Annotated in this window: 9 protein-coding genes and 3 tRNA genes; 4 read left to right on the top strand and 8 right to left on the bottom strand. The window is 63.9% G+C overall.

Annotated features, from left to right (window positions below):
- From VKZ87_RS13160 to VKZ87_RS13150, 3 genes are all read right to left on the bottom strand, one after another.
- Positions 1-141, bottom strand: a 141-nt coding sequence (locus VKZ87_RS13160) for a GTP-binding protein (protein WP_324221715.1), incomplete at its 3' end; no start/stop codon positions are given.
- Positions 142-309: 168 nt separating this feature from the next.
- Positions 310-383: transfer RNA gene (locus VKZ87_RS13155), tRNA-Gly, on the bottom strand.
- A 71-nt stretch (positions 384-454) separates the two neighbouring features.
- Positions 455-540, bottom strand: a tRNA-Tyr gene (locus tag VKZ87_RS13150).
- A 108-nt stretch (positions 541-648) separates the two neighbouring features.
- On the opposite strand from VKZ87_RS13150, the gene rlmB reads away from it, so the two are divergent.
- Positions 649-1773 (top strand): 23S rRNA (guanosine(2251)-2'-O)-methyltransferase RlmB, encoded by a 1125-nt coding sequence (gene rlmB / locus VKZ87_RS13145; protein WP_414655652.1) that lies wholly within the window; start codon positions 649-651, stop codon positions 1771-1773.
- A gap of 37 nt (positions 1774-1810) precedes the next feature.
- Here rlmB and bfr read toward each other — a convergent pair whose 3' ends face one another.
- The 3 genes from bfr to VKZ87_RS13130 form a co-directional block, all read right to left on the bottom strand.
- Positions 1811-2293, bottom strand: a complete 483-nt coding sequence (gene bfr / locus VKZ87_RS13140; protein WP_324221711.1) for a bacterioferritin — start codon at positions 2291-2293, stop codon at positions 1811-1813.
- A gap of 95 nt (positions 2294-2388) precedes the next feature.
- Positions 2389-2511, bottom strand: a complete 123-nt coding sequence (locus VKZ87_RS13135) for a hypothetical protein (RefSeq protein WP_324221710.1) — start codon at positions 2509-2511, stop codon at positions 2389-2391.
- A 3-nt stretch (positions 2512-2514) separates the two neighbouring features.
- The gene (locus VKZ87_RS13130; protein WP_324221709.1) at positions 2515-2742 is read right to left on the bottom strand and encodes a (2Fe-2S)-binding protein; all 228 of its coding nucleotides are present in this window, start codon (positions 2740-2742) and stop codon (positions 2515-2517) included.
- A gap of 195 nt (positions 2743-2937) precedes the next feature.
- On the opposite strand from VKZ87_RS13130, the gene VKZ87_RS13125 reads away from it, so the two are divergent.
- Positions 2938-3012 (top strand) — tRNA-Thr (locus VKZ87_RS13125).
- Between the two features lie 10 nt (positions 3013-3022).
- Here the strand turns inward: VKZ87_RS13125 and VKZ87_RS13120 are convergent.
- Both VKZ87_RS13120 and VKZ87_RS13115 read right to left on the bottom strand, forming a co-directional pair.
- Positions 3023-3835 carry a DnaJ domain-containing protein gene (locus VKZ87_RS13120; RefSeq protein WP_324221708.1) on the bottom strand — a complete coding sequence of 271 codons (813 nt, stop codon included), beginning with the start codon at positions 3833-3835 and terminating at the stop codon, positions 3023-3025.
- A 3-nt stretch (positions 3836-3838) separates the two neighbouring features.
- Positions 3839-4564: a VWA domain-containing protein gene (locus VKZ87_RS13115; protein ID WP_324221707.1), complete on the bottom strand. Its 726-nt coding sequence runs from the start codon at positions 4562-4564 to the stop codon at positions 3839-3841.
- A gap of 194 nt (positions 4565-4758) precedes the next feature.
- On the opposite strand from VKZ87_RS13115, the gene VKZ87_RS13110 reads away from it, so the two are divergent.
- The gene (locus VKZ87_RS13110) at positions 4759-5724 is read left to right on the top strand and encodes a TAXI family TRAP transporter solute-binding subunit (protein WP_324221706.1); all 966 of its coding nucleotides are present in this window, start codon (positions 4759-4761) and stop codon (positions 5722-5724) included.
- Between the two features lie 122 nt (positions 5725-5846).
- Positions 5847-7775 carry a TRAP transporter permease gene (locus VKZ87_RS13105; RefSeq protein ID WP_324221705.1) on the top strand — a complete coding sequence of 643 codons (1929 nt, stop codon included), beginning with the start codon at positions 5847-5849 and terminating at the stop codon, positions 7773-7775.
- The last annotated feature ends 76 nt before the right edge of the window (positions 7776-7851 follow it).

Below are 7851 nucleotides of genomic sequence, written 5' to 3'. Positions count from 1 at the left end.
GTAAGCCGTGAACGTCGCGCCGCCAGCCTCAGCCAGAACCTTCGTGATCGCAGCCGTCAGAGACGTCTTGCCATGGTCAACGTGACCAATCGTCCCAATGTTGCAATGCGGCTTGTTACGCTCAAATTTTGCCTTGGCCATAGTCTCTGTCCTGTTATCCGACCTGTTATCCGACCAGTTTCTGTGTCGAGACCCTTTCGGACCCCGACGGGTTAGACGGCCCGACATCCGGATCCGCGCCGCGCTCCCAGCGCGTTTCGCATCACCGCATGCCGTGGGCGGTCACTCTCGTGCTCCGCCCGACTTAGCTGGAGCGGGTGAAGGGAATCGAACCCTCGCAACCAGCTTGGAAGGCTGGGGCTCTACCACTGAGCTACACCCGCCGATTAACGTTCCTTCCGAAGACGTTTCGCCAACCCTCTGGTGCCAAAGCACTTTCAGGCTTGCGTGGATCTGGTGGAGGGGGCTGGATTCGAACCAGCGTAGGCGTGCGCCAACGGATTTACAGTCCGTCCCCTTTAGCCACTCGGGCACCCCTCCGAACCGGGCCCCCCGATTAACGAAGGGATATCCAACAGTCAATGGATTAAACGCGACAAAAGCACCCTCATCGCCTCCCTTCCCTCGATACCAAGAGGTCGGGCTGCAATGTTGTTGCTTCTGACGGCGCGGATTATAAGGACGGCCATGCGCCCATGCAAGCCAGACGGCCGTAAACCCCGCTCGGATCAGCCAAACCGCCCCCACCGCCCCGGGGGAAGGCCCGGCAAGAGGCCTGCCCATGGCGGCCCGCGGGGCGAGAAAGGCCCGGAGAGGGCGAATCGGAAGGATTTCCGCCCCGGCCCGGCCGCCGGGGATGCCCGGAAGGCCGCCGAGCGTCCCGGCTGGCAGCCCGGCGGGACGCGACCAGCTGGCAAGGGCGCCCCCCATCCCGAGCGCCGGGAAGACCGCCGGGACCACGACCGCCCCCGCGACACCAGCCGCGAACAATCTGGCCGGGAAAGGACGGGACGCGAGCGGGCCCATAAGCCGGATCTGCCGGTCTGGCTCTATGGCCACCATGCCTGTCTGGCCGCCCTGCGCAATCCGGACCGCTCCTTCCGGCGTTTGCTGCTGACCCGCGAGACCCGCGAGGAGTTGCAGGATGAACTGCCGGGCAATCCGCAGCCCGAGATCGTCGACCGCCAGCGGCTGGAAAGCCTGCTGCCGCCGGGTGCCGTGCACCAGGGCATCGCCCTGCTCGCCGATCCGCTGGAGGATGGCGGCATCGAATCCCTGCGCGAGGAACTGCCCGGGGATTTCCCCGGGGTTCGCGACATCGTCCTGCTGCTCGACCATGTGACCGACCCGCGCAATGTCGGCGCGATCCTGCGTTCGGCGGCCGCCTTCGGCGCGCGGGCCGTCGTGGTCACCGACCGTCACGCGCCGGAGGCGACCGGCGCACTGGCCAAGGCCGCGTCGGGCGCCCTGGAAGTCGTGCCGCTGATCCGCGTCACCAATCTGGCCCGCGCCCTCGATCAGCTTGCCGAATACGGCTACTGGCGCGTCGGACTGGAAATGGAAACCGACAGGACGCTGGCCGAGGCCGTGCACGACATCCGCCGCACGGCTTTGGTGCTGGGCGCCGAGGACGAAGGCCTGCGGCGCCTGACCCGCGAGAAATGCGACTTCCTCGCGAAGCTGCCGATGACCGGGGCCGTGGAGAGCCTGAACGTGTCGGCTGCCGCTGCGGTGGCGCTGTACGAGTGCGTGCGCGGTACCGGCAATCAGTGATCCGGTGCGGCGTCCGACGGCGCCGCACTCTTTCGTGTCACGACGGCGAGCCGTCGCCCATCTGCGACTGCAGGTAATTCTGCAGGCCGACCTTCTCGATCAGCTCGAGCTGCGTTTCGAGATGATCGATGTGCTCTTCGGTATCTTCGAGAATATCGGTGAGCAGATCGCGGCTGACATAGTCCTGCGCCATTTCGCAGGCAGCGATCGCCGCCACGAGATCGACCCGCCCCTTGCGCTCGAGTTCCAGATTGGCCGATAGCCCTTCCGGAATCGTCTCACCGATCTTCAGCTTGCCGAGATCCTGCAGATTGGGCACGCCCTCGAGCAGAAGAATCCGCTCGATGATCTTGTCGGCATGCTTCATCTCCTCGATGGATTCCTTGTACTCGTGTTCGGCGAGCCGCTCGAATCCCCAGCTCTTCCACATGCGGGCATGCAGGAAATACTGGTTGATGGCCGTGAGTTCGTTTTTCAGAACGCCGTTGAGCTGCTGGATGATCTTCCTGTCGCCCTTCACGACCCTTCTCCTCTGCCAATGAGATGCAGCGCTGCTTCGAGGCATACGCCGCGCCCGACAGAGGCTCAAGGAAATTGGGTGAAATTAGGAATTATTCACAATGATATTTTTCGGACCGGAGATTCGATCTCGGCCAGATGCCGCATCATGCGCAGCTTCAGCACCAGCAGCATCCCGTTGCCGATACAGGCGGTCGCGATGAGGATGGTGCCGACCATGGCTCAGGCCTGACTTTCCGCCTGGGCAACGGAGGCGCAGGGCGCGCAGGCGCCACCGCCATGATTGGCGCGGCGCTGCTCACTCAGCATGCCGCGCACTTCGGGAACGCATTTGCCGCATTGCGGCCGATCGGCCAGGTGACGATAGACCGCAGCTACCGAATGGCACCCGCCGGAAATCGCACCGCGAACGTCGCGGTCGGTAAAGCCATGACAGAGACAGACATACATCGTCGTCGCCCACTCGATGAATCACGAGCGCCGGCGTTGCCGGCGCATATTCGCCTGCAGACCTGCGTACGGGCCGGCACGGACTCTGCAAGTAAGTCGCAGGAACGGTTCTAGCTTAGTTGCGAGTGATTATCAAGGGCGTAAAAAGCATCCGGGCTTGCCGGCCGGCAACGCCTAACGTAAACAACGCCCCGCGCCGGATTAGCTCAGCGGTAGAGCAGCGGTTTTGTAAACCGAAGGCCGGGGGTTCAAATCCCTCATCCGGCACCATCCCCAGGCTTCATTCCCCGAGCAGGATATCCTTGGCCTGGTTGATCTGGGCGGCCAGATGGGTCGAGCCGCCCTGGTCGGGGTGGAATTTCTTCATCAGGCGGCGATGGGCAGCCCTGATGGCGTCCGCCGTCGCACCGGGCTTGAGCCCGAGGATTTCGTAAGCCTGCTCCCGCGCCATGCCGCCTGCCGGGCGGCTGTCGCCTGCACTCCCCCCGGCATTTTCCGACGCCCCGGTCTGTGCCTTCGCCCGTTCCCGCCAGTCCTCGCCCGCCATGCGGTCGAGATAGGCTTCCAGTAATGCGGCAGACTGGTTGTCGGCGCGCTGGCACTCGCGCAGCAGTTCGATCACCGCCTCGAACGGCAGGGATGACAGGCGCGCCCCGGCATGGCTGCCCTGCAGAATGTCCCCGTCCATCCGTCCCGTGGCATGGTCGAGCCACATGCGCAGCCAGGCCGTCTCCACGCTCGACTGCTGGCCACCGGCAGACGGGCCGGAGGGGCCGGCGGAATAGCCGGTGCGGGCACGGGTCCATCCGCTGCCCAGGCCGCGGCGTCCCAGCAGGCCGCCCCGCCCGAACAGGCCGCCGAAGAGCGACCATCCGCGCGGCAGATAGCCCATGATGCCCGCAGCCGCGAAACCCAGCATCAGGGCGGCATCGATGCGCCCGCGCAGCAGCAGAAAAATTCCGAGCGCAGCGCAGGCCAGCGCGCCGGCAATCCTGATTCCTTTGGCCAGCGCCTTCGGGTCGGCGCTGACGAAAGCCCGGGCGCCGAGCCAGAGCAGAAAAACTCCAACAACACCGAGAGCAAACCAGGCCATTTCTTACCGCATCTGTCCGATCAGCAGCCGCACCTCGGAACCGGCATTACTGGCATAGTTTTCCAGCGCCTTGAATCCGCCGGCCGCATAGACGGCAACCGCCGAGAGCAGCTGCCGCAGCACCGCCGCGCTGGAACGGTCGAAGGTCGAGTAGGCGCCGCGCGTCAGCCGCGCCATCTCCTGGAAGCAGGCCTTCGCCTGCGGCTCCTGCCCCTCCTGGAACGCGAAGATCGGGACGCCGAGCAGGCCGAGTTCGCCGGCCCGGACCGCGATGTCGTCGGGATTTTCCTCCAGGCAGTCGCCCACATAAACCAGCGCGTTCACCTTGCCCTCGCGGGCTTCGGCCAGGGTATGGTTCAGCACCCGTTCGATCTGGGTATGGCCGCCGACGCATTCCACCTGCCGCATCAGGCGCAGCAGGGCACCGGCTTCGGACACCCAGCCCGAGGCCTTGCACTCGCCGAGGCCACGAAAGAATACCAGCTGAATCTCGAGGCCGCCCAAGCCGGCCGTGGCGCGGAACATGTCGCTCTGGATCCGCTGCGCCTCGTCCCAGGTCGGACGCCGGCTCGCCGTGGCGTCCATGGCGAAGATCAGCCGCCCTTTCCCGCCATGCTGCGGCGCAGCACGCGGGGCCAGCGCCACCTTGCGCAGAAAGGCGTCAACCTCCTGCGAAGACGCTGCGGTGGGTACCCTGCTCCGGTCCGGCCCGGTTCGATCGCCGCTCATGGTCATCCCGCTCCTGCCTTCGCACCATATAGGCAATACTTAAGTCGTTGCCAGAGCAACCATTACCCGCCAAGGATGCAGTCGCGGCGGGAGACGAAAAAACTGGGCCTGAGGCAAAGGAATCGCTATCTTGTCAGCTCGGTTCCGGCAGGGCCGAGCAGGAGTTCTGCCGGTATGCATTCGGGAGGAAGAGAATGACCGTATCCAAGCTCAAAACCTTTGGCGTTGCCGCCATCGCCGCCGTCGCTCTGGCGGGCGTGGCGCAGGCGCAGCCCAAATCGCTGACGCTCGGCACCGCCTCGGTGGGCGGCACCTACTTTATTTACGGCGGCGTGGTGGCCACGCTGGTGACAGAAAAGACCGGCATCAACGTCTCGACCCAGCAGACCCAGGGTCCGAACCAGAACCTGCTTCTGGTCGACAGCAAGGCCATCGAACTTGGCATGGTCACCATGGGTGTGGCGCTGCACGGCTACAACGGCACCGGCTGGGCAAAAGGCAAGAAGTACAACAACGTTCGCGCCCTTTTCCCGATGTATGATACGCCGTTCCATTTCATCACGACCGACAAGACCGGGATCACCTCGGTCAAGCAGATGGACGGCAAGAATGTCGGCGTCGGCCCGAAGGCCGGCACTCCGGGCACCTATTTTCCGCTGATGTTCGAAGCGCTGGGCATCAAGCCGACAATCCGCAATGGCGGCGCCTCTGACATGGCGAGCCAGCTGGGCGACGGCCTGCTGGATGTCTTCGCCTTTGCCGCCGGCGTGCCGATCTCCGCTTACTCGGAACTCGAAGCGCAGCGTCCGGTCAAGTTCATCACCTTCACCGATGAAGAACTCAAGATCCTGCAGGAGAAGATCCCCGAACTGTCTCCGTCGGTGATTCCGAAGAACACCTACAAGACGCTGACCGAGGATCACAAGACGGTCGGTCTCTACAACTTCGCCATCGCCCACAAGGATCTTGACGACGACACCGCCTACAAGATCGTGAAGGCCGTGCTCGACAACAACGATGCCATGGTGAAGGGACATTCCGCTGCGAAGGAAACCCTCGCGAAGAACGCAGAGAAGAACAGCTTCCTGCCGTTCCATCCGGGCGCGGTGAAGTACTACAAGGAAAAGGGCATCGCGCTCAATCCGAAGACGATGATGTAGTCGCCGACAGGCAGTAAGGTTAAAAAAGAACCCCCGCCCTGCGATTCGACGGGCGGGGGTTTTGTTAACTGGGAGGTAAACCCGGCAAAGGTCGCAAGAGCCGCGCCGGGTCGGAGGCAGGGATGACGGAAAAGAGCATGGCCGCCGGCAACGCGGCGCATACGGCCGAGCGAATCCAGGAAGAAGCCGAGATTGGCAGCAACGCGCGCCAGTTGCGGAAATGGGAAAGCCAACTGTTCTTCTGGGGATGCGTGGCCTTCACGGTCTTCCACCTGTATGTGCTCAACGTCTACCCCATCGATCCGTGGCTGTTCCGGACCGCCCACGTCGCCTTCGGCATCTCCCTGGGCTTCATGATCTTCGCCGCCACCGCAAGACAGAAGCGCCCGGGCGTCGCCTGGTATGACTGGGTATTCATCGTCGCCAGCATCGCCTGTTTCGTATACATCTTCGACAATCTAGACGGATTGCTGTTCCGTGCCGGCGCCGCACCCACAACCTGGGACGTCGTTTTCGGCGTAATTGGCACCCTGCTCATTCTGGAGATCACCCGCCGCTCCGCCGGCCTGGCGCTGCCGATCATCTCGGTGGTGTTTCTGCTCTACTGCGTGGCGGGCCCCATCATGCCCGGTGTGCTCTATCACAAGGGTATCCGCTTCGATCACCTCTTCTCATTCATCTACTCGCTGGAAGGCGTCTTCGGACCGACGACCGCCGTTTCCTCCACATACATCATCCTGTTCATCACCTTTGCCGGCTTCCTGCAGGCGTCGAAGATCGGCGACTACTTCGTCAACTTCTCCTTCTCCCTCGCCGGAACGGCGCGGGGCGGACCGGCGAAGGTCGCCGTCATGTCGAGCGCTTTGATGGGCACGATCAACGGAACATCCGCAGGCAACGTCGCGGCCACCGGAACTTTCACCATTCCGATGATGAAGAAGGTCGGCTATCCGGCACGCAGTGCCGGCGCCATCGAAGCCGCCGCATCCACCGGCGGCCAGATCATGCCGCCGGTCATGGGCGCCGGCGCCTTCATCATGGCCGAGATCACCGGCATTCCCTACACCGACATCATGATCGCCGCCGTGATGCCGGCCCTGCTTTACTTCGTCGCGGTCTACTTCATGGTCGACAACGAAGCCAAGCGGCTCAACATGCACGGCCTGCCCCGCTCCGAACTGCCGCGTGTCGACGAGATGCTTCGCCGCGTGTTTCTGTTCATCCCCCTGATCGTCCTCATCGGCGGCCTGGTCCTGAACTACTCGGTGATCCGCTCCGGCACCCTCGCGATGGCGAGCGCACTCGTCATCAGCTGGATCCTGCCGGACACCCGCATGGGAGCGCGGGCCGTGTTCGACGCGTTGCATCTCGGCGCCAAGGGGACGATCCAGCTCATCGCAGTATGCGCCTGCGCCGGCATCATCGTGGGCGTCATCGGCCTGACCGGCATCGGCCTGCGCTTCTCGTCGATGATCCTGGCGATCGCCGGGGAGAGCCAGTTCCTGGCCCTCGTTTTCGCCATGGCCATAGCCGTCGTCCTCGGCATGGGCATGCCGACAACGGCTGCATATGCGGTGGCGGCTTCCGTCGTGGCGCCCGGCCTCGTCAAGCTGGGAATCTCGCCGCTGGTCGCCCACATGTTCGTCTTCTATTACGCGGTGCTTTCGGCGATAACCCCGCCGGTAGCACTCGCCGGTTACGCGGGTGCAGCCATCGCGGGCAGCGACCCGATGAAGACCTCAGTGACATCCTTCATCTACGGTCTCGCTGCCTTCATCGTCCCGTTCATGTTCTTCTACAGCCCGGCCCTGCTGGCGCAGGGTGACTGGGTGCAGATCGTGCATTACGGGGCGACGGCCTGTATCGGCGTCTACCTGCTCGCCGGCGCCCTGCAATCCTGGTATTTCGGCAGGATCGCAACGCCGCTGCGGGTGGTGCTGTTCGCCGGGTCCCTGCTGCTCATCTACGGTGGCGTAATGACCGACCTGGCCGGCCTTGCCATTGCAATCGGCGTGGGCCTCTGGCAGCAATTCAGCCGCAAGGCGAAATAGGCCGCAGGCCGCGCCAAACAGAAAGCCGCCGGGCAACCGGCGGCTTTTTTGTCGCATGGATCAGGTCGGGAGGACC

The sequence above is a fragment of the Ferrovibrio sp. genome (assembly GCF_035304305.1).
GTDB lineage: Bacteria > Pseudomonadota > Alphaproteobacteria > Ferrovibrionales > Ferrovibrionaceae > Ferrovibrio.
The sequence above is the reverse complement of the archived record's forward strand: the minus strand, read 5'-3'. Positions and strand labels throughout refer to the sequence as shown.

What these genes read in the sequence shown, in the direction of transcription:
- VKZ87_RS13135 (WP_324221710.1), bottom strand. Translation starts at nt 2,511, where the DNA reads ATGGTCGGCACCATCCTCATCGCGACCGCCTGTATCGGCAACGGGATG.
- VKZ87_RS13120 (WP_324221708.1), bottom strand. Translation starts at nt 3,835, where the DNA reads ATGGCCTGGTTTGCTCTCGGTGTTGTTGGAGTTTTTCTGCTCTGGCTC.
- VKZ87_RS13110 (WP_324221706.1), top strand. Translation starts at nt 4,759, where the DNA reads ATGACCGTATCCAAGCTCAAAACCTTTGGCGTTGCCGCCATCGCCGCC.
- rlmB (WP_414655652.1), top strand. Translation starts at nt 649, where the DNA reads ATGTTGTTGCTTCTGACGGCGCGGATTATAAGGACGGCCATGCGCCCA.
- VKZ87_RS13115 (WP_324221707.1), bottom strand. Translation starts at nt 4,564, where the DNA reads ATGAGCGGCGATCGAACCGGGCCGGACCGGAGCAGGGTACCCACCGCA.
- VKZ87_RS13130 (WP_324221709.1), bottom strand. Translation starts at nt 2,742, where the DNA reads ATGTATGTCTGTCTCTGTCATGGCTTTACCGACCGCGACGTTCGCGGT.
- VKZ87_RS13105 (WP_324221705.1), top strand. Translation starts at nt 5,847, where the DNA reads ATGACGGAAAAGAGCATGGCCGCCGGCAACGCGGCGCATACGGCCGAG.